This is a genomic window from Microbacterium testaceum (assembly GCF_006539145.1).
GTDB lineage: Bacteria > Actinomycetota > Actinomycetes > Actinomycetales > Microbacteriaceae > Microbacterium > Microbacterium testaceum.
Genome location: NZ_BJML01000018.1, coordinates 1 through 26,687, shown reverse-complemented (window position 1 = coordinate 26,687; position 26,687 = coordinate 1). Strand labels below are relative to the sequence as shown.

Sequence of the window (26,687 nt, the reverse complement as noted above, 5' to 3'; positions counted from 1 at the left end):
AGCGGTGACCTCACCGGGGTAGACCTCGAAGTCCACGTTGTTCAGGGCCCGGACGTGACCGAACTGACGCGAGAGACCGCGTGCTTGCAGCACCGGGACGGCCGTTGTGACTGACGACATCGTCAGCTCCTTTCGTTGGTGAGAAGAGAGGATGCGAGGAACGTCTCCGCGACGGCCTCGAAGGACGCAGAAGAGACGGCGAACGCCGCGAACAGTGCCGCCCCGTATGCGGTGCCCTCGTCGTGGGTCGAGACGGTGACCTCGGGCAGCAGCGTCGAGCGCGAGCGGACGACGGATGCCATGGTCGACCAGCCCCCGGTCAGCACCGTCGAGCGCGGCGGGGCGACCTCGCGGTCCATCACCGCCATGCATTCGGCGAGCATGTCGTTGCCGTGGCGCAGCGATGCCGCGAACAGCTCGGCGGGGCTGAGCCCGTCGCTCTGCGCGACGATCTTCAGCACCCCGTCGTCGTTGCGCGCACCAGAGACCGAGAGACCGCCGTCGGCGAGCGTCCCGTCGACCGGAAGCGCGAGGGCGGCGGCGTCGATGACCGCCCGGCCCGTGGCATCCGTGATCCCGAGCAGCTGCAGCACGCGGCGCATGAGCAGGCCCGACTTGGTGCCGGCGAGCAGCACGTACTTGCCGGGGATGACGTGGCGCACGCAGTTGATTCCGGCGTGGGCGAGGCGCTCGCGCGCCGCGAAGGGGAGGGTGTCGTCGAGCACGCGGACGAGAGCCTCGGCCGTGCCCATCGAGTCGTAGAGCTGGCCGGTGTGCGTCGCCCCGACGGCGACGGCGGACACGAGGTGGTCGTGACCGGCGATCGTGAGGGCCGCGCCCCGGAACCCCGCGGGCACGGCCTCGTCCGTCACCACGCCCACCGGCTCGCCCGCGCTCACGCGCGCCCCGAGGATCGACGCGTCGACCCCGAGCACCTCGAGAGCGGCCTGCCACGGCGTGCTGTCGTCCTGGTCGATGAGCCCGGTACGCGACACGAGCGAGTACTCCGCCACCCGCGGACCGCCGAGAGCGTGCACGACGTATTCGGGGACGTTGAGGAACGTCGTTCCGGCGAGCGCGATGCCGCTGTCGCGCAGGTGCAGGAGCTTGGCGATGGATGCCAGCGGCCCCACCGGCAACCCGGTACGGCCGGGGAACTCGGCGCGGAACTCCTCCGGGGTCGCCATGATCTGCGCGGCACCCCGGGGGTCGAACCAGGCCATGATCGGCGCGAGCGGGGTGCCGGCGGCGTCGAGCAGCACCCCCGCCTCCGCCATGCCCGAGACGGCGAGCGCGAGGACGCGGTACCCCTCGTCGAGCCGGGCGTCGGCTTCGGCGGCAAGCTCGCGCACGACCGCGATCGCCCGCTCGGCGGTCATCTCGGCCCGGCCGTGGTCGAGGTTGGTCCAGGGCGAGGGGCGGCTCACGACGAGCACCTGTCGCCCCTCGGGGGTCGCGACGAGCAGCTTCGTGCTGGTCGAGCCCATGTCGACGCCGACGACGTAGTCGCTCATCGAACGCCACCTCCACGGAGGGTGCCGGGCCACCCGGCACCGGGAGCGGCGACGAGCACCTCGGCCTCGCCGAGCAGACGCCAGTCGCCGAAGGCATGGGGAACGGCGTAGACCTGACCGCGCTCGAGGTCGACCGAGCCGGCGTCCGATACCAGCGCACCGGAGCCCTCGCGCACCAGCACCACCGCGAAACCGGCCTCGCGGGCCGCGGTCTCTCCCGCCGCGTCGAACAACCGGAAGTACGGGTCGGCGATCGCGGGCAGCAGCGAGCGGAAGTCCGCCCCCGCCGGGGTCGTCCCCGCCGTGCTGATCAGGGCGCCGAGGGCCTCGGCATCCAGCTTCTCGGTCGAGACCGCGGGCATGACGGCGTCGAAGCCGAGGTCGAGGTGCGACTCCTCGCGCGTCGAGGTCGTGACCGACCACTCGAGCAGGATCGAGAAGTCGGTGGGCTCCTGCACTTCGGCGACGAAGATGCCACCGTCGATCGCGTGCACGGTTCCGGCGGGCACGAGCACGCCCATGCCGGGGCGTACGACGACGCGGTTCATGCGCGAGAGCATCCACTCGCTGTCCTGCGCGTCGCGCCGACGGTCGAGCTCGTCACGGTCGACGGACTGGTTCCAGCCGACGTGCACGGCGCAGTCGTCCTCGGTCTCGAGCACGTACCAGGCCTCGGTCTTGCCGTACGGGCAGTCGAGGTGCGCGGCGGCGAACTCCCGGCCCGGGTGCACGTGGACGGGGAGACGCTGACGCGCATCGAGGAGCTTGACCAGGATGCCGAGATCGGCGGCATCCCGTCCCCCGCGCGCTCCCACCCAGGCCCCGCGGTCGGCCGTGACGAGGTCGCGCAAGACGTCGCCCCGGTCGGTGACGGCGAGGCCGATGGTGTCGGACCCGAAGCGCGACACCGTCGAGCCGAGCCACTCCTCGGGTTGCCGGTCGGTCTCGGGCACGATGCCCCGCAGCGCCGCGATGCGGTCGCCGCCGAGGTAGAAGTGCTGCACGGGATTGGGGGGCAGCAGGACGGGCTTCATGAGGGGGCTCCGATCGGGGCTGCGGCCGCGACGACGACGTCGCCGGCCGGCGCGGGGTGAACGAGGGCGGCCGCCGCGGGAGACGGGAGTACCCCGGCGGAATCGGACGCACGCAGCGGAATCGGATCGGATGCCGACGCGGATCCGATTCCGCTGCGCTTCTCCGATTCCGCGACGGGCACCTCGCCCGATCCGCGAGGCACGAGGCGCGTGGGCACGACCGTGCGGGTCGGGGCGTCGTCGGGACGCTCGGCCAGCTGGCGCAGGCGGCGGAAGGCTGCTCCGCCGAGCAGACGGGGGTCGTGGTCGACGTAGGTGATGCCGGGTTCGAGCACCTCGGCGAGCGTGAAGTCACCGAACGAGATGAGCGCGGGCATGCGGAGCCCGCGTGCGCGGATCGCCCGTACCGTCGCGATCGCGGCGAGGCTCGTCGCGCACAGAAGGGCGGTGGGGGCGTCGGGGCGCTCCAGCAGGAGCGAGGCCTCGGCCGCTTCTCCCGCGCGGAAACGCTCGTGCGTCACCACGAGCGCGGGGTCGAACGCCACTCCCGCCGCCTCAAGAGCCGAGCGGTAGCCGGCCAGACGGTCGCTGACGGTGGGGTAGGGCACGTCTTCGCCCATGAAGGCGACGCGGCGGTGTCCGTGCGAGAGCAGGGCCGCGGTGGCTTCGGCGGCGGCCCCGAAGTCGTCGATGACGATCGCGTCGATCCCGGAGCGCACGCGGTCGACCGTCACCACGGGGCAGCGGTTGCGCAGCCCCGCGAGGACCGCGGCGGGGACAGCGACCGGCGCCACGATCAGACCCGCGAGGCGATGGCCGGTGAGGCGGTCGAGCTGCGCCGTCTCGCGCCCCGCGTCGTAGCCCGTGCTCGCGAAGATCACGCTCAGGCCCTCGGCGATCGCCAGTTCTTCGACCACGCTCACGAAGGCGGCGAAGAACGGGTCGCTGATCGCATCGATCAGGATGCCGATCGTGTCGGCCTCGCGACGCTTGAGTTCGCGCGCGCTGCGGTCGGGAACGAACCCCAGCTCGCGCACGGTCTGCAGCACGCGGTCGCGGGTTCCGGGGAGGACTCCGACCTCGTCGTTGATGACGCGGGACACGGTCTTGGGGCTGACGCCCGCCGCCGTCGCGACGTCGATGAGCCGAGCGCGCGGCCGGGCCGTCGCGGCCTGGGTGACCGCGCTCACGGTCCGTCTCTCGTCGTGCATCATCGCATCTCCGACATCGTTGTCATCCGGAAGGAAACCCTGCGGCGGGCTTCGATGGAGACAGCATGAGCCCCATCGGACAACGTTGTCAAGTCACGGACGCATCTCGATGACATCGATGTCGAGACCGAGCTCCCACGAGGCGCCCGGCGCCAGCGGACGAAGCAGTCCGCGCGCTCGCGCCTCTCCCCGACCCAGGATGGTCGCCGCCGTCGCCGGCTCGACCCCGAGCACCACCCCGTCGTCCTGGGCGACCCGCCACTGGAACATCCCGGGCAGCCGGGCGGTGTCGAACGAGATCCGGATGCCGAGCCCCGACGGCGAGATCACCTCGGCGCCCACCCGGCGATCCGCCGGCAGTTCGTGCGAGAAGACCTGCTCGGGATAGTGCAGGGACGGCTCGGGGAACTCCGCCCACGACGACAGCCCCGCCTCGGCCGCAGCATCGCGCGCGAGCACGCGATCGGCCGGCGAGCGCAGGATCGTGCCCGCGTCGACGAGCGGCCAGCCGAGGTTCACGTGATACAGCACCATGGGCTCGACCTCGCGCGAACCGCGGTTCACGATCTCGTCACGCAGCTCGATCCGTCCGTCGCCGAGCGGCACGCGCACGCTCCGGCGCAGCTCGAGGTGCGCGCCGAGCACGGTCGCCTCCACCACCACGGCATTGACCACCACGGCATCGGCCGTCACCTCCGAACGGATGACGGATGCCGACAGGCCGCTGTACCGCCCGTGCTGCGGGTGCTCCCCCTCGGCGTCGACCGAGGGCGGGCCGAAGGAGAGCAAGCCGCAGGTGGTCACGAGACCGCCGCCGAACGCGGCGCCGAAGCCGGTCGCACCCGGGCGCGGCCAGCCGGTCGGCGACACCCAGGCCAGGGGGACGCCACGGTGTCGCACCTGGCCGAGGTCGAGTCCGCGGTCGGGCAGCAGCTCGACGTCGAGATCGCCCGCGACGATCCGCAGGCGTCGGGTCCCGGCATCCGGTCCATCCGATCGCACCGAGGCCTCCACCGCCGCGAGCGCGGCAGGCGAACCCACCCGTCGTCTCGCGTCGTCGATCGACCGTCCGTACAGCTCGCCCATGAGCCCCGCCTTCCTCGCCGTGACGCCGCCCACGCTAGCAGTGATTGACAACGTTGTCTTTCGCCCCGCATACTGACCGTCGAGCGCAGAGCCGCGCCCCGACACGACGCTTCGGAGACCCACACCCCATGTCGAAACCCCGCCTCAATCGCCTCTTCAACGCGCGGTCCGGCCGCGCTCTCGACGTCGCCGTCGACCACGGCGCGTTCCACGAGCACTCGTTCCTGACGGGCATCGAAGACATGGCGGCCACGGTCGCCACCCTCGTCGACGCCGGTCCCGACGCCGTCCAGCTCACCCTCGGACAGGCGCCGTTGCTGCAGTCCGTCCCCGGCAAGCAGAAGCCCGGGCTCGTGCTGCGCACCGACATCGCCAACGTCTACGGCGACCCGCTCGAGTCGCCCCTGCACAGCATCCACGTCCCGGATGCCATCGAGGTCGCGGTCCGCCTCGACGCCGTCGCCGTGTGCGTGAACCTCCTCGATCTCCCGGGCGAACCGCAGGTGCGCGAGCAGTGCATCCGCTCGATCCTGGCGCTGCGCAGCGACGCGGAGAAGTACGGGATGCCGCTGATGATCGAGCCGCTGGTCATGCAGACCAAGCCCGGCACCGGCGGGTACGGGGTCGACGGCGACACCGCCAAGGTCGTCACTCTCGTGCGCCAGGCGCGCGAGCTCGGCGCCGACCTCATCAAGGCCGACCCCACCGACGACATCACCGAGTACCACCGGGTCATCCAGGCCGCCGGCGACACCCCCCTGCTGGTGCGTGGCGGAGGCCGCGTCGACGACCGCACCCTCCTCGAGCGCACGAAGGCCGTGCTCGCGCAGGGCGCTCGCGGCATCGTCTACGGTCGCAACGTCATCCAGCACCGCGACCCGGCCGGCATCACCGCGGCCCTCATGTCCGTGGTGCACGACGACGCCTCGGTCGACGAAGCCCTCGCCCTCATCGGCGGCACCGGCGAAGGAGACCGCGCGTGACCGGCACGAAGATCGGTGTCGGCATCATCGGCGGCGGCCTCATGGGCCGCGAGATCGCCGCGGCCCTGCGCCGCTGGCCCGCGCTGATCGACCACCCCGCCGAGCCCGAACTCGTCGCGGTGTGCGACATCAACCCCGCGGCCCTCGAGTTCTTCGAGCGCATCGACACGGTGCAGCTGACCACGACCGACCATCACGAGTTGCTCGCCGATCCCCGCGTCGACGTCGTCTACATCGCCGTGCGGCACGATCTGCACGAGCGTCTCTACGTCGACACCGTCCGCGCCGGCAAGGCGCTGCTGGCCGAGAAGCCGTTCGGCATCGACCGCGCCGCCGCCGACGCGGTGGTCGCCGCCATCGACGAGACGCCGGAGTCGTTCGTGCGCGTCTCGAGCGAGATGCCGTTCTTCCCCGGTGCGCAGTGGGCGGTCGACTACGTCCGCTCGGGCGCGCTCGGGCGCATCGTCGAGGCGAAGTGCACCTTCCTGCACTCGAGCGACATCGACGTGAACAAGCCCCTCAACTGGAAGCGGCAGAAGCAGTTCTGCGGCGACGCGGGGGTGCTCAACGACCTCGGCATGCACACGTGGCACGTGCCGCTGCGCCTGGGCTGGACGCCCGAGAAGGTCGTCGGCATCCTGCAGGACATCGTCACCGAGCGCCCCGGCCCCGACGGCACGCCCCAGCCGTGCGACACCTGGGACAACGCCGTCATCCACTCGTGGGCGCGCCACGACGGCGCCCCCTTCCCTCTGACGACCGAGACCAAGCGCATCGCACCGGGGCAGAAGAACACGTGGGAGTTCGAGGCCATCGGCATGTCGGGCGGCGTGCGCTTCAGCACCAAGAACCCCAAGCAGGTCGAGGTCTTCGCCTTCGTCGACGTGCCGGGCGTCGGGCGTGAGCAGAGCTGGCAGAGCGTCGACGCGGGCAGCCAGTCGGTCTGGCCGACGGTGACGGGTCCCAACTTCGAGTCCGGTTTCTCGGATGCCATCCTGCAGATGTGGGCGGCCTATCTCGCCGAGTACCTGGGCGAGCTCGGCGACGGCTTCGGGTGCGTCCGCCCCGACGAGGCCGCGCTGACGCACCGTCTCTTCGCCGCCGCGATCGCCTCGCACGAGACGGGCGCACTGGTCACACCCGAGACCTGACGACGACCCAGGGGGTGTCCCGCCGATCGCGGGCGCCCCCTTCTTCGTGTTTTCCGGCGCGACCGGCGATATCCGTATGCTCGGAGGGATGCCGACCCCGCGCGGCATCCCTCGAGGAGACGCATGCGCAAGACCGGTCGGCCCACCATGATCGACGTCGCCGCCGACGCCGGGGTGAGCCTGAAGACCGTGTCGCGTGTGGTCAACGGCGAGCCGAATGTCGACCCCGCCATGATCGAGCGCGTCCTCGCGTCGGTCGGCAGGCTCGGCTACCACCGCAATTCCCTCGCGGCCAGCCTGCGGTCGGGCAACCGCGACACCATCGGCTTCGTCGCGGCCGACCTCTCGAACACCTTCTACATGGCGATCGCCGCCGCCGTCTCCGCGATCGCCACGCGCGAGCGCATGCACCTGGTCATGGCATCCAGCGAAGAAGACGCCGATCTCGAACGCACCCTCGCCCTCGATCTGTGCCAGCGCCAGATCGGCGGCCTCATCGTCGTCCCGACCGCCGCCGACCACTCGTATCTCTCCCGCGAGGTCGAGCTGGGAACGCCCGTGGTCTTCCTCGACCGTCCCGGCAGCGGCGTGCCCGCCGACGCGATCCTCCTCGACAACCGCGGCGGATCCCGAGCGGCCGTCGCCGAGCTCCTCGAGACGGGGCACCGTCGCATCGCCGTTCTGCTCGACTCCCCCGAGATCTACACGATGGTCGAGCGCCTCGCGGGAGCACGCGAGGCCTTCGCCGCCCAGGGCCTCACGCTCGACCCCGCTCTGGTCGTCCACGGCCTTCACACCCCCGCCGTCGCCCGGGACGCGGTGCACCGGCTCCTCGAGTCCGCCGACCCTCCCACGGCGGTCTTCTGCGCGAACAACCGCGTCACGATCGGAGCCCTCGAGGCGATCCTGCCCCGCGGCGCCGACGTCGCGATCGCCGGTTTCGACGACTTCGAACTCTCCCGTCTGCTGCCCCGTCGCATCCGCGTCGTCGACTACGACGTGACCGAGCTCGGCACGCGCGCCGCCGAGACGCTGCTGGCGCGGGGAGCCGACCCCGCGACGGGCTCTCACACGCACCTCGTGCCGACGCGTCTCGTCGACCGGGGCGGAGTGAGCTGAGCCTGGACGGCATCCACTCTCCCGTCAAGGCCGCGCACCGCGGAGCCCGTCCTGCATAACGTCGTCGCATGAGTTCCGATCGCGATCAGTTCACCTTCGACAACCCCGTCACCCGTTACTCGCGCGTCGAGCCGCCCGTGCAGCACCAGCCCGAGCCCGGCGTCCAGGCCGATATGACTCCGGTGCCCGACCTAGGCGAGAAGACCTACCGCGGACTCGGCCGCCTGGTCGGCCGCAAGGCCCTCATCACCGGCGGCGACTCCGGCATCGGCGGCGCCGTGGCGATCGCGTTCGCCCGCGAGGGAGCCGACGTGGCCATCGTGCACCTGCCCGACGAGCAGCGCGACGCCGACCACATCCTGGAGCAGATCCGGGATGCCGGCCGCACCGGCGTCTCGATCGCGACCGACATCACCGATTCCGCCGCGTGCCGCGAGCTCGTCGCCCGCACCGCCGAGGCGCTCGGCGGCCTCGACATCGTCGTGAACAACGCCGGCAAGCAGGTGATGGTCGAGAAGGTCGACGACCTCTCCGACGAGCAGTTCGAGCAGACCTTCCGCACCAACGTCTTCGCTCCGTTCTGGATCACCAAGGCGGCGCTCGCCCACCTCCCCGAGGGCGGCACGATCATCAACACCGCCTCGCTCGAGGCCTACGTGCCCGCGCCCGACCGCCTCGACTACGCCGCGACGAAGGCCGCGATCAACAACCTGTCGAAGGGACTCGCGCAGCAGCTCGCCTCGCGCGGCATCCGGGTCAACGTCGTCGCCCCCGGGCCCACCTGGTCGGCCCTGCAGGTGAGCCAGGGTGTCTCCGACGATCAGATGGAGCACTTCGACGACGAGAGCACCTACCAGCGCGCCGGTCAGCCCGCTGAGATCGCGCCGGCGTTCGTCTTCCTCGCGTCCGCGGAGTCGAGCTACGTCTCGGGCGAGACGCTCAACGTCAACGGTGGCATGGTCACGCCGTAACTCGCGCGTCCCGATCGCCCCGGCCCGCCGCGTGCGGACGGGGCGATCGTCGTGTGCGAATCTCCTGAGGTCCGCGCGGCCCGACCTCGCATACCGGGTGGCGGCCCCGCACCACGCGGCGAGGGCCGCCGCTTCTCAGGAGTTCGGTACGCGGTCCCGCACCATCGATCGTCCCGCCGCAGTGCTTGCGCAAATCGTGCCGTCGCGCAAGCGACCCTTTCCGGCCCCTTCGGTGCGCGAGCGTGAGTGCATGCCCACCGAATCCGCTCCCGTCACAGACGGGGCACCCCTCACCCTGTACCTGCTGCACGCGCTGGGGGCCAGCTCCGGATCCTTCGACCGTCTCGCCGACGAGCTCGCGGGCGACGTGCGGGTGCACGGCATCGACCTCCCCGGCTTCGGCTCCGCCGCGAGCGCCCCCGACGCCACGCTCGACGAGACCGTCGACCACGTCCTCCGCCACCTCGCCGGCCACGCGAACGGCCCCTGGATGCTCGGCGGCCACAGCATGGGCGGCAAGATCGCCGCGCTCGTCGCCGCACGCGTCCTGCGCGGAGACGCGCCGCTGTTCGGACTCCGCGGCATGGTGCTCATGGCGCCGTCTCCGCCCCGGCCGGAGCCGATGGACGAGGAACGCCGAGAGCGGATGCTCTCGTGGGTCGACGGCGGGGCGCTCTCCGAACAGGATGCCGAAACGTTCATCGACCAGAACACGGCAGAGCCCCTCGATGCCGGGGCGCAGTCCCTCGCCCTGGCCGACCTCCGCCGCACCTCGCCCACCGCGTGGCGCGCCTGGCTCGAGACGGGAAGCCGCGTCGACGTGACCGCCGACGTCCAGACGCTCGACCTCCCCGTGCTCGTGCTCGCCGGCACCGACGACGCCGACCTGGGCGCCTCCGCGCAGCCCGAACTGCTCGCCTCCGTCTACCCCCGTGCGCGGTTCACGGCCCTCCCCGACACGGGACACATGATCCCGCTCGAGCGCCCCGCCGAGGCGGCCGAGGCGATCTCCCGCTTCGTCGCCGACGAGGTGCGGGTCGGGCCCGTGGTCCCGGACGACTGGGCACGCCTCATCGCCGGCGATCGCGTCGACGACCGGGTCCGCGGCATCCTGGCCCGACGCTCCGTGCCCGATGACCGCGGTTACGCGCCCCGGGTGCTCGATCTGGCGCAGCTGACCCTGCTGCGCGAGATCGCCGATCTCGTCGTTCCGCAGGACGGCCCGGCGATCGACATCGCCGGTCGTGTCGACGCGCAGCTCGCGCGAGGAGAGGGCGACGGGTGGCGCAACGCCGATCTGCCCGCCGACGTCGAGGCGTACCGCACCGGCCTCGATCACCTGGCCGCCACGTGGCCCACGGATCCTGCCGAGCGCGTCGAGACCTTCCGCGCGGCCGTCGAGGGTGACGCCGATGCCGAGGGCACCTTCGACGCCGCCCAGCTCAAGGCCTGGCTCGAAGACGTGCGCAACGACCTCGTCCGACAGTGGCTCGCCCACCCGGCGAGCATGGCGCGCGTCGGCTACGACGGCTTCGCCACCGGCGGGACGCCCATCCGCGGATATGTGGAGCTGCGCCTCGGGCGCCGCGAAGACTGGGAGCCGGCGAACGTCGGCGGCACGATCGCGACGGGAGACGCGGCATGAACCTCGAGGCGATGCGTACCTACACCGACGATGAGATCGTCGATGTCGTGGTGGTCGGAACCGGCGCGGGCGGGGCCCCGCTCACCGCCGAGTTTGCGCGAAAGGGGCTCACCGTCGTGGCCCTCGAGGCGGGGCGGCACTTCTCGCTCGACGACCTCACCCCCGACGAGGCCGAGGCCGTCGAGATCAACTGGATGTCGGAGCGTCTGAGCGGCGGCGACGACCCCACCGCCTTCGGCCCCAACAACAGCGGACGCGGTGTCGGCGGCTCGATGCTGCACTGGGGGGCGTTCACTCCGCGTCCCGATCGCCGCGACCTCGCCCTGCGCACCGAGTCGGGCGTGGGACGGGACTGGCCGGTCGACCCCGACGAACTGCTCTCCTACGTCGAGCGCGTCGAGGGCGATATCGGCGTGTCCGGACCGAGCCCCTACCCCTGGGACCCCTCGCGGCGGTACGCGTACGCCCCGGCGAAGCGCAACGCCCCGGCGAACCTCGTCGCGAAGGGCTGCGACGCTCTCGGCATCCGTTGGGCAGACGCCCCCGCGGCGGTGCTCACGCGCGCACGGCTGCAAGACCACCACGGCGAGCGCAGCGCCTGCGTCAACTGCGGCGAGTGCCACCAGGGATGCCGAGTGGATGCCAAGGCCTCCACCTCCAACACGTACCTGCCCGCGGCGGTCGCCGCCGGAGCCGAGATCCGCAGCGAGTCGATGGTGCACGGCATCGAGCTCGATGCCCGCGGCCGTGTCGAGGCGGTCGTGTACCGCAAGGGCGGCGTCGACCGTCGCCAGCGCTGCCGCGCGCTCGTTCTGGCCGGTGGCGGCGTCGAGACGCCGCGCCTGCTGCTGCACACCGGCCTCGCGAACGACAGCGGGCAGGTGGGCCGGAACTTCCTCGCCCACGGCGCCACCCAGGTGTGGGGCCGGTTCGACGAGCCGGTGCGCGGGCACCGCGGCTATCCGTCGTCGCTCATCAGCGAAGACATGATGCGCCCCGCCGACGCCGACTTCGCCGGCGGCTACCTCGTGCAGAGCCTCGGTGTCATGCCCCTGACTTTCGCAACCACGCTCGTGCGCGGCGGCGGGCTCTGGGGACCCGAGCTCATGCAGCGGCTGGACCAGGCGCGGTTCATGGCAGGCATCGGCATCAACGCCGATTGTCTGCCGTCGGACGACAACCGGCTCGAGCTGGCCGACGAGACCGACGAGTTCGGCATCCCCCGCGCGCGGGTCACCTTCACCGCCGGCGAGAACGAGAAGGCGATCGATCAGCACGCCACCGCGTTCATGCTGCGGGTGATGGAGGCCGCCGGGGCGCGCGAAACCATGGTCCTCGCACGCACCGCGCACACGATCGGCACGTGCCGTATGTCGAACGACCCCTCCGACGGAGTGGTCGACGCCGACGGCCGCTCGCACGAGATCCCGAATCTCTGGATCTGCGACAACTCGGTCTTCCCCTCCGCCATCGCCGCCAACCCCGCGTTGACGATCATGGCCCTGTCGCTGCGCACCGCCGACCGCTTCCTGGCCTCGGCCGCCGCCTGACTCCGGGTCCCTCCCGCCCCCCTGGGCGAGTGTCCGGGACACGCCGTCCCCGCCCCACGCGGCGCGGCGTGTCCCGGACTCTCACCGCGACACCGCTCGACACGGGAGAATGGATGCCATGAAGCTCGAGCACCTCGTCCGGTTCGCCGCCCTCGCCGAGGAGCTGCACTTCCCCCGCGCGGCCGACAAGCTGCGCATCCCCCTCGCCTCGCTGTACACGACCCTCGACAAGCTCGAGGAAGAGGTCGGTCAACCCCTGGTCCAGCGCACGGCGCCCACACGCCTGTTGCCGGCCGGTGAATTGCTGCTCGAGGAGGCCCACCGCCGCATCGCCGACGCCCCGCCGCCCGCGCCGCGACAGAAGGCGCCCGGTGGCGGCAAGGCGAAGGCGAACAAGGGCAAGGGCCGTGCCCCGATCGTGAAGGGCGAGCCCAAGCCCTACAAGAAGCGCCAGGGCCGCTGACTCGGCCCTCTCCCCACGCATAAACGCGATCTGCGCACATAAACACGTGCTGCACGCGTTTATGTGCGTGGAGAGCGTTTATCCGCACCTTTCGGCGGGCTCGGCGGCGTCCGACCCGCACCTCGGGCCGTAGGCCGGGGCCGCTGCCCGGAGGCACGATCGGCTGCGCCGGACAAGCGCACCGGGTCGCCGCCCGGCGCACGCTCGACGAGGCCGGACAGCGCGCCGGGGCCGGATGGCCCTGGCCGCTCTACAGCTCGGTTACCTGCCCGGCCTCGACGTGCCAGCGCCGGTCGGTCTGCACCGCGGCGAGCATGCGCCGGTCGTGCGTGACGAGCAGCAGCGTCCCCGTGTACGACTCCAACGCCTGCTCGAGCTGCTCGATCGCCGGGAGGTCGAGGTGGTTCGTCGGTTCGTCGAGCACGAGCACGTTCACCCCGCGCGCCTGCAGCAGAGCGAGACCCGCGCGCGTGCGCTCGCCCGGCGACAGCTCGCCGACCGGACGCGTGACGTGATCGGCCTTGAGCCCGAACTTCGCCAGGAGCGTCCGTACGTCGCCCGCGTTCATCTCGGGCACGAAGTCCTCGAACGTCTCCGCGAGCGCTCGCTCCCCGACGAACAGCGAGCGAGCCTGATCGATCTCCCCGATCTCGACGCTGGCGCCCAGGCTCGCCGATCCCTCGTCCGGCGTCTGGCGGCCCAGGATGCCACGCAGCAGCGTCGATTTCCCGGCACCGTTCGGCCCCGTGATGCCGATGCGCTCCCCCGCGTTCACCTGCAGCGAGACAGGGCCGAGGGTGAAGTCGCCCTGACGGAAGACCGCCCCCGACAGAGTGGACACGACCGAGCTCGACCGCGGCGCCGAACCGATCGTGAAGGCGAGCTGCCACTCCTTGCGCGGCTCTTCGACCTCGTCGAGGCGGGCGATCCGGCTCTCCATCTGGCGTACCTTCTGCGCCTGCTTCTCGCTCGATTCCGTCGCGGCCTTGCGACGGATCTTGTCGTTGTCGGGTGACTTCTTCATCGCGTTGCGCACGCCTTGGCTCGACCACTCCCGTTGCGTGCGGGCGCGCGAGACCAGATCGGCCTTGGTGTCGGCGTACTCCTCGTACTTCTCCCGCGCCTGGCGTCGTACCGTGGCGCGCTCCTCGAGGTACGCGTCGTACCCGCCGCCGTAGATCCGGTGGGAGTTCTGCGCGAGGTCGAGTTCGAGCACGCGCGTCACCGACCGCGCGAGGAACTCGCGGTCATGGCTCACGAGCACGACTCCACCGCGGAGCCCGCGCACGAACGTCTCGAGACGCTCGAGCCCGTCGAGGTCGAGGTCGTTCGTCGGCTCGTCGAGGAGGGCGATGTCGAAACGCGACAGCAGCAGTGCGGCGAGCCCGACCCGAGCAGCCTGCCCACCGGACAGGCCCGTCATCTCGGCATCCGGACCGACCTCGAGCCCCAGGTCGGCGAGCACCACCGGCATCCGCTCGTCCAGATCGGCGGCTCCACTGGCGAGCCACCGGTCGAGGGCGGTCGCGTAGGCGTCATCGGCTCCCACGGCCGTGGGGTCGCCGAGCGCTGCCGCCGTGGCATCCATCTCTCGCGTCGCCTCGGCGCACCCCGTTCGCCGGGCGATGTACTGCGAGACCGTCTCCCCGGCCACCCGTTCGTGTTCCTGCGGGAGCCAACCGACGAAAGCGTCCGCGGGCGCGAGGCTGATCGTTCCCGCCTGCGGCTCGTCGACACCTGCGAGCAGGCGCAGCAGAGTCGATTTGCCGGCTCCGTTGGCACCGACGACGCCGACGACGTCTCCGGGGGCGACGGTCAGGTCCACGCCGTCGAACAGCGTGCGATGTCCGTGGCCCCCGGCGAGGCCCTGTGCGACGAGGGTGGCGGTCATTCCTCTAGTGTCTCAGGCGGCCGTCCGCCCCGGTGCCCGCCTTCCGCCCCACCCGCGGGCACGAGACCGTCGGGGCGACCCGACGCCGCGCGCTCACCGCGCCCGCGGGTGCGCCGTCGCATACACGTCGCGAAGCGCGTCGACCGACACATGCGTATAGATCTGCGTCGTCGACACCGAGGCGTGACCGAGCAGTTCCTGCACGACGCGAACGTCGGCGCCGCCCTGCAACAGGTGGGTGGCGAAGGAGTGTCGCAGCGTGTGCGGCGAGACGTGCGCGGTCAGCCCCGCGCGCTCCGCCGCGGCCTGGATGATGAGCCACGCGCTCTGGCGTGAGAGCGGGGCGCCGCGTACGCCGAGGAACAGCCGGGGCGTCGCGCGCCCCTTCGCGGCGAGAGCGGGGCGAACGCGTGTGAGATAGGCATCGACCGCGGCGCGCGCGTACGAGCCCACCGGCACCACACGCTCCTTGTCGCCCTTGCCGCGCACACGCAGAAGGTCGCCGTGCACGGTGTCGTCGACGTCGAGCTGGACGATCTCCGAGACGCGTGCCCCGGTCGCGTAGAGCAGTTCGAGCAGGGCCCGGTCGCGGACCGCCGACGGATCCGCCGCGGACGCGTCCGGCGCCTCCGGCGCAGGCCCCGCCCCCCGCAGAAGATCGTCGATCTGCGCGATCGTCAACGCCTTGGGGAGCCGTCGGGGCGCCTTCGGGGGTCGCAGGCGGCCACTCGGGTCCGCGTCGACCCGCCCCTCCCGCACGAGGAAGCGGTGCAGCCCGCGCACCGACGACTGCAGGCGAGCGAGTGACGACGACGCCGGTGGTGGTTCGGCCGAGGCCCGTTCTGCCGCGAAGTCCGCGACGAGGGCGGGGGTCACCTCTTCGGCCGTACCGATCCCTCGACCGCCGAGCCACTCCAGGTACCCCGCGAGGTCGCGGCGGTACGCGGCCACCGTGTGGTCGGAGAGACCGCGTTCGAGCGCGACGTGCCGGAGATAGGTCTCGACCGCGCGCTCGAGCTCCACGTCAGCGGGCGGACGCCTCGCGGCGCAGCACTTCGGCCGTGGCGAGAGCGCCGGTGGCCAGGATGCCGTTGCGCAGGCGTCCCGCGAGCACTCCGTCGATCACGTCGGCGAGGGGCACGCGCTCGACGCGCATATCGGACTCCTCGTGCTCGCGCTCGTAGTCGGTCTCGACGCTGCGCAGACCGCGGGCGAGGAAGAGGTGGACGACCTCGTCGTTGCCTCCGGGCGTGGTGTGCATCGAGACGAGGTGCTGCCAGCGATCCGCCTCAAGGTCGACTTCCTCGGTGAGCTCGCGCTTCGCCGTCTCGAGAGGAGGCTCGCCCGCCACATCGAGGAGACCGGCTGGGATCTCCCAGTCGCGCTCCTTGATGGGGTGCCGGTACTGCTGGATGAGGACGACGTTCTCCTCGTCGTCGAGGGCGACGACCGCCGCAGCACCCGGGTGCTCGACGTACTGGCGGGTCATTTCGCCGTCACCGTAGCGCACGGTGTCGGACCTCACGTCCCAGACGGCGCCCTCGTAGACGAGGTCCGTCGAGATCAGCTCGAGGACGACCTTCTCATCGCGCAGCTCTTCCACGTCAGTCCTCCTCGACGTCGAACAGCTCGCTCGAACGGTGACGCTCCAGCGCCGCCGTGACGAGACCGCGGAACAGCGGGTGCGGCTCGGTCGGCCGCGAGCGCAGCTCGGGGTGCGCCTGCGTGGCGATGTAGTACGGGTGCACCTCGCGGGGCAGCTCGACGAACTCGACCAGATCGAGGTCGGGATTCAGGCCCGAGAACACCAGGCCCGCATCGCTCAGCTGCTGGCGGTAGGCGTTGTTGACCTCGTAACGGTGGCGGTGGCGCTCCGAGATGCTGCTCGCCCCGTAGACCTCCGCGGCGAGCGATCCGTCCGCGAGGGCTGCGGGGTAGAGCCCGAGGCGCATGGTGCCCCCCAGGTCCCCACTCTTGAGGATGTCGATCTGCTCGGCCATCGTGGCCACGACCGGGTGCGCGGTGTCGGGATCGAACTCGCTCGAGGAAGCCCCTTCGAGACCGGCGACCGTGCGCGCGTACTCGATGACCATGCACTGCAGGCCGAGGCAGATGCCGAGCGTCGGGATGCCCTGCTCACGCGCGAAGCGCAGGGCTCCGAGCTTGCCCTCGATGCCGCGGATGCCGAACCCACCGGGGACGATGATGCCGTCGACCGCACCGAGCGCCTTGGCTGCGCCTTCGGGAGTCTCGCACTGGTCGGAGGGGATCCACGTGATCGTCACGTGGGTCTCCTGCCCGAAGCCGCCGGCCTTGATGGCCTCGGTGACCGAGAGGTAGGCATCCGGCAGGTCGATGTACTTGCCGACGAGGCCGATGGTGACCTCGTGCTTCGGGTTGTGCACCGCCTGCAGGACGCGCTGCCAGCGCGACCAGTCGACGTCACTCGCCTTCTCGAGATCGAGGGCGTCGACGATGTGGCCGTCGAGTCCCTGGTCGTTCAACATCGAGGGGATGTCGTAGATGCTCGGAACGTCGATCGCGTTGACCACGGCGTCTTCGTCGACGTCGCACATGAGCGCGATCTTGCGCTTGTTCGACTCGGTGACGGGCCGGTCGCTGCGCAGCACGAGGGCGTCGGGCTGGATGCCGATGGAGCGCAGCGTCGCGACGGAGTGCTGGGTCGGCTTGGTCTTCTGCTCTCCCGAGGCGCCCATGAACGGGACCAGCGAGACGTGCACGAAGAACACGTTCTTGCGTCCGAGCTCGTGACGGATCTGGCGCGCCGACTCGATGAAGGGCTGCGATTCGATGTCGCCGACGGTGCCGCCGATCTCGGTGATGATGACGTCGGGCTGCGGCTGCTCGCTCGCCTGCAGGCGCATGCGGCGCTTGATCTCGTCGGTGATGTGCGGGATGACCTGCACGGTGTCGCCGAGGTACTCGCCTCGACGCTCCCGCGCGATGACCTGCGAGTAGATCTGGCCCGTGGTGACGTTGGCGGCTTGGCTCAGCTCGATGTCGAGGAAGCGCTCGTAGTGGCCGATGTCGAGATCGGTCTCGGCGCCGTCATCGGTGACGAAGACCTCGCCGTGCTGGAACGGGTTCATCGTTCCGGGATCGACGTTCAGATACGGGTCGAGCTTCTGCATGACCACGCGGAGACCGCGAGCCGTGAGGAGGTTGCCGAGGCTTGCCGCCGTCAGGCCCTTTCCCAGGGAGGAGACAACACCTCCGGTGACGAAGATGTGCTTCGTCGTGAAAGTCGTGCCGTCTGATTGTCCCGCGTCCGAAGTCTGCATCACGGGCTTCGATCCTATCAGTCGCGTGTGGGGGTTCGACTCCGAGTCTGGCACCCGCCTCCGACATCCACGTCACGTTCACGTGACGATGCCGCGTCGGCGGGTGCGGACGTAAGCGATGATCGCGACGAGTACGGAGAGGGCGAAGGGGATCAGCACCACGGGCAGAATGGCGTCCTCGGACGCCGCGTCTCCGGCCGCCCACCCGATCAGCACCACCTGGGCGACGATCGTGCTCGGCGGCAGCCAGCGCGCGACGTCTCGCCGCACGCCGACCCTCGTGCGCGCGCCCATTCCGACCAGGCCGAGGACGACAGCCGCTGCCCCGAGGACCGGCCCGGCGACCCACGGGAGCGCCGTCCAGACCGTGTGCCCGAGGCCGGGCGTCGTCACCGACGAGAACGTGCCCGCGGGGAATGCCAGATCCAGGCCCGCGTACGACGACGACGACGGCCATCGGCTCCCGGACGTGCCCTCGTCGGCCGCTCTCGCATCGAGCGAGATGACGGTCTGACCCGCGCGCTGCACGGTGTCGCCGAGCGGCTCGGGTGGGGAGTCCGGGCGGTAGGGCGTTGAGTCCAGCCATCCGGAGTCGCTCGTGAGTCCCTCTCCCACGCCATCGGTGAGGGTGAGCGCGATGCGAACGCGCTCCGGTTCCGCATCGACGGTCGTCCACGGCCACGACCACCCGGCCATCAGGGCCGTCCACGTCACCCGGTCGGTGTCCTCTCCCGCGGCGACCGGTCTCTCGAGGGCGTACCGCACCTCGACGTCGTGCTCCCCGCTCCAGTCGTCGGTCAGTCGGGTCTGGACGACCGCGTGTCCGAGTCGCCGCGTCTGCTCGAAGGGCACTGCCTCGTCATCGACGGTGATCGATTCGACGGTCAGACCCTGATCGCGGCCGTCGACGACGTCGCGCCACACTCTCGTGATCTGCGGCACGGTCCGCAGGTTTCCGCTGACCTCGGCCTTCAGCGTTTCGACGACCTCCAACCGCCCCACCCCGTCGTCGTTCCGACTCAGGGTCGCGGCGATGTCGGCATCCGTCACCGCGACGCCGTAGTCTCCCTCGACTCCGTCGAGCACCGCCGTCTCGTCGGGTGCGGCGCTCGTCGGCGCGGTCGTGAGGAAGGCGAGGGCGAGAGCCCCACCGACGATCGCCACCGCCAGGGCGCGGACGACGATCCGCCCACGCCCGAAGAACGCGGGGTCGGCGCCCGTGCGTCGATCGATCCCCTCCCGCTCGAGGAGCTCCCGCACGAGCCGCCCCGCTGCGCGGGGCCGTTCGAAGAGCACCACGTACGGCAACTCCGGCGATCGCAGCGGAGTGCGCTCAGCGGCGGTCGTCCGTTCGAGGTACAGGCGCTGGCCGAGCAGGTGCTCGCGCGCGCGAGCGCCCGCTCGCGTCAGCGGGCGCGCGCTCAGCGCCACCGCGAAGATCACTCCGGCGAGCGCGATCGCGACCGCGGCCGCCGCCCGGGGCCACCATTCGACGGTCAAGGCGCTCTGATACGACAGCTGTCGTGTCAGCCCCAGCTGAAGCACCACGAGGGCGAACCCGCCACCGAGGAACGCGTCACGCACGAAGCCTCGCGGAATGGTCCGCAGCTCCCGCTCGAACTGCTCCCTCCACGCGGAAGAGAAGCGGAACGATCGTCGAGCGGAGAACACATCGCCCCAGCGCCCCGCTCGATGGGCCGCGCGCGCGAGACGACGCGTCAGGAGGGGGTTCGACGGGTTGCGTCGCCATGCATCGAGTGCCTCCGCAAGGGCGGCCGTGCCCCGCGCCCCCCACAGGCGCGCGTCGAGGGCGACCGAGCTCTGTGGTCGCGGCTGCGACTCGGGGACGAACCACGCGCGCCCGCGCTCGTCCGCCCACGCGACGGCCCGCGCGGCGAACGCGAACAGCACCCCCGCCGCGAGCAGAAGCAGCGGCACGAACGGGCCGAAGGCCTGCACGAAGAACAGCGCAGACGGTCCCGGCATCGCGAACGTCCCGGGCTCGAATCGGAACGTGAACCAGAACGACCCGTGCGGGGGGATGTTCTGATCGTTCGTGATCTCGTAGATCAACGGATCGGATGCCGCGTCCTCGGGCTCCATGGTGGTGGACCCGCCCACGAGCAGCCACGACAGCCCCGCCGCCGGCTGCCGGACGAACGCGCTCTCGAGTCCGCGGGGAACGATGACGCGCAGCGAGCTCGACGAGACCGCGTGCGGCCACTCCGGGCCGAAGACGTCCCACTTCACCACCTGGTACGGCAGCTCCGACGAAAGCTCCCGGTCGTCGAAGGCGAGGTCATGCAGGTCATAGCGCAGCTCGACGGGGTGCGACCCGGTGAGTCGCTCCCCTCCCCCGATCGAATAGGTCGTGCGGGTCGGCGTCGCAGTCACACGGGGGGCGACGGCGCGATCGTCCATCCGCGCCTCGCGCAGCAGCGGAGCGAGGTCGTACCCCTCGTACTGCGAAGCGACGACGCGTTCGATCGTGTTCTCGTCGACGTCGTCCGGGAAGACGGCGGTGAATCGCTCGGTCACCGCGACCACGAGTCGGCCGTCCTCGCCCTGCTGCACGTGGTATTCGGCAGAGAAGTCTTTCGCGATCCAGGTTCCCGCGGCATCCTTCGCCGAGGACGTGATGTCGTCGAAGGTGAGCGGCGCGTTGATCACCGGCCCAACGAGGAGCAGGATGCCGACCGCGGTCACCGCGGCCCAGAACACCCGGATACCCGTGCGCAGGCGTCTGCCGCCGTGCGAACGCAGCCACGCCTCCAGCCTCAGCATCAGGCGCGACAGGAAAGCCCACAGGGGCGTATGCCGAGGGGGATCGATCCGTGTCGCTTCCGGCGGCGTCGATCGCTCGTCGTCGAAAGCGTCCGTCATCGGGATCGGCCGGTCTCCAGCAGCTCGCGAGCGTGTGTGATGGCGGCATCCGAGTCGCTGAGTCCCGACAACAGGCGGGCCATCTCGGCTTCGCGCTCGGCGCCTTCGAGGCGACGGACACTGGATGCCGTGACCGCACCGTCGTGACCCTTGACGACCGTGAGGTGATTGCCGGCGAAGGCGGCGACCTGGGCGAGGTGCGTGACCGCGATGACCTGCGACGATTCGGCGAGCCGGGCGAGGCGGCGGCCGACCTCGATCGCGGCGGCGCCGCCGATACCGGCGTCGACCTCGTCGAAGACGAACGTGGGAACCGGGTCCACCCCCGCGATGACCACCTCGATCGCGAGCATGACCCGGCTGAGTTCACCGCCCGACGCTCCCCGCGAGACGGGTCGGGGGTCGGCACCCGGGTGCGGAGCCAGCAGGATCGAGACCTCGTCGCGGCCGTGCCCGGCCGGAGGTGCGGAGGCCACATCGACGGTCAGACGGGCGTCGGGCAGAGCCAGGGCGTGGAGCTCTTCGGTGACGGCGGAGCCCAACCGTTCGGCTGCCTCGCGTCGCGCGGCGGTCAGCGCCTCCGCAGCGACATCGAGCTCGGCCGCGGCCGCATCGCGCTGCGTCTCGAGCCGCTGCAGGCGGTCGCCATCGTCATCGAGTTCGACCAGCCGGGCCGATCCCGTCTCGAGGAGCGAGAGGGCGGCCTCCACCGAACCGTGCGCGCGCACGAGTCCCGCGAGTACGCCTCGACGTTCGTCGACCGCCGCCAATTCGTGGGGTCCGGACTCGTCGAGATCGGCGAGATAACCCGAGAGGGCAACGGACGCATCGGTCGCACGGTATCCCAGGTCGGCGACGAGCTCGCCGATCGCGGCGAGCGCTTCATCGCTGCCCGAGATCCGTTCGAGGGCACGGCGGGCCTCCGCCAGGAGCGTCACGACATCGGGCGCGCCGTCCTCGTCCGAGAGGGCGGCGTGGGCCGTCACGGCGGCGATGCGCAGGTCCTCGGCGTTGGCGAGACGCTCCGCCCGACGCGCCAGTTCCTCTTCTTCGCCGGCGACGGGCGCTGCGGCCTCGATCTCTGCGATCGCGGCGCGCAACTGCTCGGCCTCGCGCGCCCGATCGTCGCGGTCTGCGGTCAGGGCGGCCAGTTCCGCATCGAGCGCGCGCCAGGTGTCCCAGGCGGTGCGATACGCCGTCCGAGCGGCGACCACGCGCTCACCCCCGAATCGGTCCAGGGCGTCGCGCTGGGCCGACGAGGACTTCAGGCGCAGCTGGTCGGACTGTCCGTGCACGACGACGAGGTCGTCTGCCAGGTCGGCGAGAACCCCCGCGGGGGCCGTGCGCCCGCCGACCGTGGCACGGCCGCGCCCCTCGCTCGAGACGGTCCGGCCCAGATAGAGCTCGGCGGATCCTCCGCCGACGGGCTCGACGTCGCCGCCGGCCTCGCGCACGCGCGCGGCGACCACCCCCTCCTCGGGGACGATCCACACGCCTTCGACGGAAGCCTGAGCCGCCCCCTTGCGCACCGCTCCCGAATCTGCGCGCTGGCCGAGCAGCAGCCCCAGGCCGGTCACCACCATCGTCTTGCCCGCACCGGTCTCACCGGTGATGGCGGTGAAGCCCCGCCCGATCGGAAGCGTGGCGTCGGCGATGACCCCGAGGTCGCGCAGCCGCATCTCCTCGATCACGCCGCTCCTCCCGGCATCCCACGCCATCCCGTGACCGGGAGCCGGAACTTGCGCACGAGGCGGTCGGTGAAGGCCGCGGGATGAAGGCGCGCGAGGCGGACGGGGCGCGACGAACGGCGCACCATCACGCGGGCCCCCGGGGGCAGTTCGTGCGAGCGACGACCGTCGCACCACAGGATGCCGCTGCCGCTGGTGCGTTCGAGCACCTCGATGGCCACCATGGCGTCGGGGCTGACGACGAGGGGGCGCGCGAACAGAGCATGCGCCGAGAGGGGAACGACGGCGATGGCTTCGACCGTGGGCCAGATGACGGGCCCCCCGGCCGAGAAATTGTAGGCGGTCGACCCGGTCGGAGACGCCACGACGATGCCGTCGCAGCCGAACGACGACAGCGGCCGCCCGTCCACCTCCATGACGACCTCGAGCATGCGCTCTCGGCTGGCCTTCTCGACGGTGGCCTCGTTGAGGGCCCATGTCTCGAAGATGACCTCGTCGTCGGCGTCGAGCACGCGCACGGCGAGAGCGAGTCGTTCCTCGACGACGTAGTCGCGGTCGATCACCCGGCGCACGGCGTCGTCCATGTCGTCGCGCTCGATCTCCGCGAGGAAACCGACGTGGCCCATGTTGATCCCCAGGATCGGGACCGTGCCGCCGCGGACGACCTCGGCCGCCCGGAGGATCGTGCCGTCGCCGCCGAGAACGATGGCCAGCTCGATGTCGTCGATGCCGACGTCGACGCCGAGGGTCTGCACACCCTCGAGCGACAGACGCTCCGCCAGTTCGGGCCTATCCTCCGCGGACACCACCGGTGTGGCCCCCGCCGACCGCACGGCGGTCAGGATGCGCTCGGCGGCGTGGACGGTGTCGTCGCGGCGCGCGTGGACGACGAGGAGGATTCGGCGATCGCTGGGGGTCATCGGCTTCCGGTCAGTCGGGTCACGGTGCTCTCCCATTCTGAGGGGTCGCTGCCCCGAGCGGCCGAGAACCACGCGACGTACTCCTGGTTGCCGTGCATGCCGACGATGGGTGACGCGATGAGACCGGCGGTCTTCAGTCCCGCGTCCCAGGCCGCCCAGAGGACGCCGTGCACGGCATCCGATCGCAGCGCCGGGTCGGTCACGAGCCCGCCCTTCACCGACGTACGCCCCACTTCGAACTGCGGCTTCACGAGCAGCAGGACGTCGGCTTCGGGCGCAGCCGTGGCGACCACGGCGGGCAGGACGTGCTCCAGCGAGATGAAGGAGAGATCGCCCGTCACCACGGTGGCGCGCTCGGCGACCCCGGTGGCGCTGGCGAGAGAGTCCGCGGTCATGAACCGCACGTTATACCCCTCCACCGACACCACGTCGGGATCCGCCTCCACCACGGTGGATAACTGCCCGTGCCCCACATCGACCGCCATCACCGGCCGCGCGCCGCGCTCACGGAGGACCTGGGTGAAGCCGCCCGTCGACGCGCCCAGATCGAGGGCAGTGCGATCTCGAACATCCAGCGCGAACGCGTCGAGAGCTGCCACCAGCTTGTGGGCACCGCGGCTGACGTAGTGGTCGGATCCGGCGACCTCGATCAGGCTTTCCGCTCCGACCGGTGTCGCCGCTTTGACGACCGGCCGCCCGTCGACCGTCACGAGCCCACCCGAGATCAGCTGAGCCGCGTGCGAGCGCGAACGTGCGAGTCCGCGCGCCGCGAGCTCGGCATCGAGACGCGAGGTCACGACGCCGAAGACGGATCGGTGGGGGCGGACTCGAGACGTCTCACAAGCTCCTCGTGCACGGCGGCGTACGCTGCTGCGCGCGTGTCCAGGGGCTGCTCCTCGATGAGGCGCAATCGATCGATGAGCCCGGCGGCGTCCGGGGCGGAGCTGTCGGACATGGATGCCATGCTACGACGTCAGCGCACGCGGAACGGGTCCGCGTAGAGCTGTTCGGGAACCCGGAAGCCGAAGATCGCCCGTCCGCTGTTCCAGATTGCTGCGGCCCCCGCGCGCAGGAGGTCGATCTGGCGGCCTCCGTCGTTCACGATCCGCAGATCGACGCCGTCGATCTCGACGATCGCATCGCCCACGCGGGTACGTTCGCCCTTGACGACCGTGGCGGGGTACGGCTCGAACAACTGCCGGAGGTCTTCGACGATGTAGTCCGGGCGCTGCGAGGGCGGTGCCGCGAGGATCTGCTTGGGACGATCGATCCCCGTCAGCACCAGCAAGGACCGCATCTCCGCGGTGCGCGCGCCCTGGATGTCGGTGTCGAGACGGTCGCCGATGAACAGCGGCGTCTGCGCGCCCGTACGGGCGACGGCGACGTCGAAGATGGGCCGCTCGGGCTTGCCTGCGATCGTCGCCAGTCGGCCGACGGCCGTGTGCACGGCGGACACGAGCGTGCCGTTGCCCGGTGCGATGCCACGAGCCTGCGGAATGGTCCAGTCCGAGTTGGTCGCCACCCAGGGGATGCCCCCCTGTTCGACCGGTGTGGCCAGAGCGTAGGCCGCCTCCGCCAGATGGACCCACCCGACGTCCGGCGCGAACCCCTGGACGACGGCGGCCGGATTGTCGTCCGCACTGCGCGTCACGACGAATCCCGCCTTCTCGACCTCGACGACGAGGCCCTCTCCGCCGACGACCAGCAGGGTCGAACCCGCGGGAACCAGATCGCGCATGAGACGCATCGCCGCCTGCGGGCTGGTCGTGACGTCATCCGGCGCGACACGCAACCCGAGCGAGGTGAGGTGCTCCGCCACCGACGCATCGGTACGCGAAGCATTGTTGGTGATGTACCCGAGCCGGCGCCCCTCCTGCTGGGCGCGGTTCAGGCTGTCGACCGCGTGCGGGAGAGCACCCGGCCCGGCGTACACGACACCGTCCAGGTCGGCCAGCACGACGTCGATGCCGTCGAGGGGCGTCGGCGGAGGAGTGCTGCGCCCGAAGATCATCGCGCGTCTTCCTCGTCACTCGACACGTCGTCGACTCCGTCGGCGTTCACATCGACAGGGGCACTCTCTCCGTCGACGTCGACGACGTGCTCGTCGCCTCCGGACTCGACCGAGTCCTCTCGGTCCTCCTCGAGGGGAATGACTCCGGATGCCACATCCACACCGCCTTCGTCATCGATGAGCTCGATCTCCTCGACGACGATCACCTCGCGGTCGGCGACACCGGCGGCCGCGTCGAGCGCGTCGGCCGCGATCGACGCGCGACGCTCCCACTCTTCGGCCTCGTCCGCGCGTCCGAGCTCTTCGAGCACCGCAGCGCGAGCGGAGAAGAGCGCGGGGCTCCATTCGAACGCGCGGTCAGGGTCGGCCTCGGGGATCTCGAGCTCTTGCAAAGCGCGATCGGCCTGGCCGAGGTCGAGTCGCGCGCCGGACATGGCGATCGCCAGCTGCACGCGCACCGGGACCGACAACGTCGACCGGTCGACCGCGCGACCCTCCTCGAGCGCACGATCCGGGCGACCGACACCGCGCTCGCTATCGACGATGAGCGGGAGCTGGTCGTCGGAGCCCGTGATGCGGCGGTGCGTGCGCAGCTCGCGAAGCGCCAGGGCGAAGTCCCCCACCGCATAAGCAGTGATGGCGACCGTCTCTCGGACCACGCCAACGCGTCCCGCGCTTCGGGATGCCGCCAGCGCGTGCTGGTGGGCGAGCTCCGGGTCCTCGTCGATCACGCGAGCCGCCATCGCGAGGTGGCGGGCGACGTTGTCGGCGTTGTCCTTACTGAGGGTCTTCAACTCGTTGCGCGCCGCGCCCGGCAGATCGTAGGCGGTGATCTCCTCGGGGATCTCGGGGCCGCGCTCGCGACGGTCCTGAGGCGGCCGCGTGGCCCGCGAGTCCTCGCGGTCGAACCTGCGGGGCGCCCCGGCACCCGGACGACGGTCGCCCGTCGGACGACGGTCCGTGCCGGAGAAGCCGCGGGAATCCCCGTCACGACGGACGGGACGATCCCCGTCCCGACGCACGGGGCGATCGCCGTCGCGACGCACCGGACGGTCACCGTCACGACGAACGGGCCGCTCGCCATCGCGTCGGAACGGCCGATCCCCATCCCGACGCACGGGCCGGTCGCCATCACGACGAACCGGACGGTCACCCTCCCGACGGAACGGACGATCCCCGTCCCGACGCACGGGCCGGTCGCCGTCGCGACGGAACGGACGATCACCGTCGCGACGAACCGGACGATCCCCGTCACCACGGAAGGG

22 protein-coding genes are annotated in these 26,687 nt (G+C 71.1%); 7 read left to right on the top strand and 15 right to left on the bottom strand.

From position 1 onward, the window contains the following. Positions 1-122: 122 nt before the first annotated feature. The 4 genes from MTE01_RS16535 to MTE01_RS16520 form a co-directional block, all read right to left on the bottom strand. Positions 123-1,514: an FGGY-family carbohydrate kinase gene (locus MTE01_RS16535; protein WP_141378422.1), complete on the bottom strand. Its 1,392-nt coding sequence runs from the start codon at positions 1,512-1,514 to the stop codon at positions 123-125. Further along, positions 1,511-2,548 (bottom strand): phosphoheptose isomerase, encoded by a 1,038-nt coding sequence (locus MTE01_RS16530; protein ID WP_116240167.1) that lies wholly within the window; start codon positions 2,546-2,548, stop codon positions 1,511-1,513. The genes MTE01_RS16535 and MTE01_RS16530 overlap by 4 nt, the downstream gene beginning before the upstream one ends. Continuing rightward, positions 2,545-3,738, bottom strand: a complete 1,194-nt coding sequence (locus tag MTE01_RS16525) for a LacI family DNA-binding transcriptional regulator (RefSeq protein ID WP_170210738.1) — start codon at positions 3,736-3,738, stop codon at positions 2,545-2,547. Before MTE01_RS16525 ends, MTE01_RS16530 begins: the two co-directional genes overlap by 4 nt. Positions 3,739-3,852: 114 nt before the next feature. Continuing rightward, complete coding sequence (locus MTE01_RS16520; protein WP_141378420.1) at positions 3,853-4,845, bottom strand: aldose 1-epimerase family protein; 993 nt, start codon at positions 4,843-4,845, stop codon at positions 3,853-3,855. Between the two features lie 128 nt (positions 4,846-4,973). Here MTE01_RS16520 and MTE01_RS16515 point away from each other — a divergent pair, with 128 nt between their 5' ends. From MTE01_RS16515 to MTE01_RS16485, 7 genes are all read left to right on the top strand, one after another. Next, entirely contained in the window at positions 4,974-5,828 is an 855-nt protein-coding gene (locus MTE01_RS16515) for a class I fructose-bisphosphate aldolase (protein ID WP_103210996.1), read from the top strand. Beyond that, entirely contained in the window at positions 5,825-6,979 is a 1,155-nt protein-coding gene (locus tag MTE01_RS16510; RefSeq protein WP_103210997.1) for a Gfo/Idh/MocA family protein, read from the top strand. The genes MTE01_RS16515 and MTE01_RS16510 overlap by 4 nt, the downstream gene beginning before the upstream one ends. A gap of 123 nt (positions 6,980-7,102) precedes the next feature. Continuing rightward, positions 7,103-8,098, top strand: a complete 996-nt coding sequence (locus tag MTE01_RS16505; RefSeq protein WP_218026380.1) for a LacI family DNA-binding transcriptional regulator — start codon at positions 7,103-7,105, stop codon at positions 8,096-8,098. 68 nt (positions 8,099-8,166) lie between these two features. Next, positions 8,167-9,069: an SDR family oxidoreductase gene (locus MTE01_RS16500; protein ID WP_141378419.1), complete on the top strand. Its 903-nt coding sequence runs from the start codon at positions 8,167-8,169 to the stop codon at positions 9,067-9,069. A gap of 250 nt (positions 9,070-9,319) precedes the next feature. Beyond that, positions 9,320-10,714 carry an alpha/beta fold hydrolase gene (locus MTE01_RS16495; protein WP_141378418.1) on the top strand — a complete coding sequence of 465 codons (1,395 nt, stop codon included), beginning with the start codon at positions 9,320-9,322 and terminating at the stop codon, positions 10,712-10,714. Positions 10,715-10,725: 11 nt separating this feature from the next. After that, a complete protein-coding gene (locus MTE01_RS16490; protein WP_170210737.1) occupies positions 10,726-12,264 on the top strand; it encodes a GMC family oxidoreductase in 1,539 nt (512 codons plus the stop codon). A 118-nt stretch (positions 12,265-12,382) separates the two neighbouring features. Then, positions 12,383-12,727: a LysR family transcriptional regulator gene (locus tag MTE01_RS16485; protein ID WP_115920039.1), complete on the top strand. Its 345-nt coding sequence runs from the start codon at positions 12,383-12,385 to the stop codon at positions 12,725-12,727. Between the two features lie 250 nt (positions 12,728-12,977). Here MTE01_RS16485 and MTE01_RS16480 read toward each other — a convergent pair whose 3' ends face one another. The 11 genes from MTE01_RS16480 to MTE01_RS16435 all read right to left on the bottom strand — a co-directional run bounded on the left by MTE01_RS16480 (position 12,978) and on the right by MTE01_RS16435 (position 26,444). Then, on the bottom strand, positions 12,978-14,618 hold the full coding sequence (locus MTE01_RS16480) for an ABC-F family ATP-binding cassette domain-containing protein (RefSeq protein ID WP_141378416.1): 1,641 nt from the start codon (positions 14,616-14,618) through the stop codon (positions 12,978-12,980). Positions 14,619-14,711: 93 nt separating this feature from the next. Further along, positions 14,712-15,641 carry a site-specific tyrosine recombinase XerD gene (xerD, locus tag MTE01_RS16475; RefSeq protein WP_141378415.1) on the bottom strand — a complete coding sequence of 310 codons (930 nt, stop codon included), beginning with the start codon at positions 15,639-15,641 and terminating at the stop codon, positions 14,712-14,714. Between the two features lies 1 nt (position 15,642). Further along, the gene (locus tag MTE01_RS16470) at positions 15,643-16,221 is read right to left on the bottom strand and encodes an NUDIX domain-containing protein (RefSeq protein ID WP_103211004.1); all 579 of its coding nucleotides are present in this window, start codon (positions 16,219-16,221) and stop codon (positions 15,643-15,645) included. Position 16,222: 1 nt separating this feature from the next. Next, positions 16,223-17,920 carry a CTP synthase gene (gene pyrG, locus MTE01_RS16465; RefSeq protein WP_103211005.1) on the bottom strand — a complete coding sequence of 566 codons (1,698 nt, stop codon included), beginning with the start codon at positions 17,918-17,920 and terminating at the stop codon, positions 16,223-16,225. Between the two features lie 78 nt (positions 17,921-17,998). Next, a complete protein-coding gene (locus MTE01_RS16460; protein ID WP_141378414.1) occupies positions 17,999-20,803 on the bottom strand; it encodes a hypothetical protein in 2,805 nt (934 codons plus the stop codon). Next, positions 20,800-22,494 (bottom strand): DNA repair protein RecN, encoded by a 1,695-nt coding sequence (gene recN, locus MTE01_RS16455; RefSeq protein WP_141378413.1) that lies wholly within the window; start codon positions 22,492-22,494, stop codon positions 20,800-20,802. The genes MTE01_RS16460 and recN overlap by 4 nt, the downstream gene beginning before the upstream one ends. Next, positions 22,491-23,411, bottom strand: coding sequence for an NAD kinase (locus MTE01_RS16450; RefSeq protein WP_116240177.1), 921 nt, complete (start codon positions 23,409-23,411; stop codon positions 22,491-22,493). The genes recN and MTE01_RS16450 overlap by 4 nt, the downstream gene beginning before the upstream one ends. Further along, the gene (locus MTE01_RS16445) at positions 23,408-24,208 is read right to left on the bottom strand and encodes a TlyA family RNA methyltransferase (protein WP_116240178.1); all 801 of its coding nucleotides are present in this window, start codon (positions 24,206-24,208) and stop codon (positions 23,408-23,410) included. The genes MTE01_RS16450 and MTE01_RS16445 overlap by 4 nt, the downstream gene beginning before the upstream one ends. Continuing rightward, positions 24,205-24,366, bottom strand: a complete 162-nt coding sequence (locus MTE01_RS17135; protein WP_170210736.1) for a hypothetical protein — start codon at positions 24,364-24,366, stop codon at positions 24,205-24,207. The genes MTE01_RS16445 and MTE01_RS17135 overlap by 4 nt, the downstream gene beginning before the upstream one ends. An 18-nt stretch (positions 24,367-24,384) precedes the next feature. Continuing rightward, positions 24,385-25,422, bottom strand: a complete 1,038-nt coding sequence (locus tag MTE01_RS16440) for an HAD-IIA family hydrolase (RefSeq protein ID WP_103211008.1) — start codon at positions 25,420-25,422, stop codon at positions 24,385-24,387. Continuing rightward, positions 25,419-26,444 carry a tetratricopeptide repeat protein gene (locus tag MTE01_RS16435; protein WP_246078345.1) on the bottom strand — a complete coding sequence of 342 codons (1,026 nt, stop codon included), beginning with the start codon at positions 26,442-26,444 and terminating at the stop codon, positions 25,419-25,421. Before MTE01_RS16435 ends, MTE01_RS16440 begins: the two co-directional genes overlap by 4 nt. Positions 26,445-26,687: the final 243 nt, after the last annotated feature.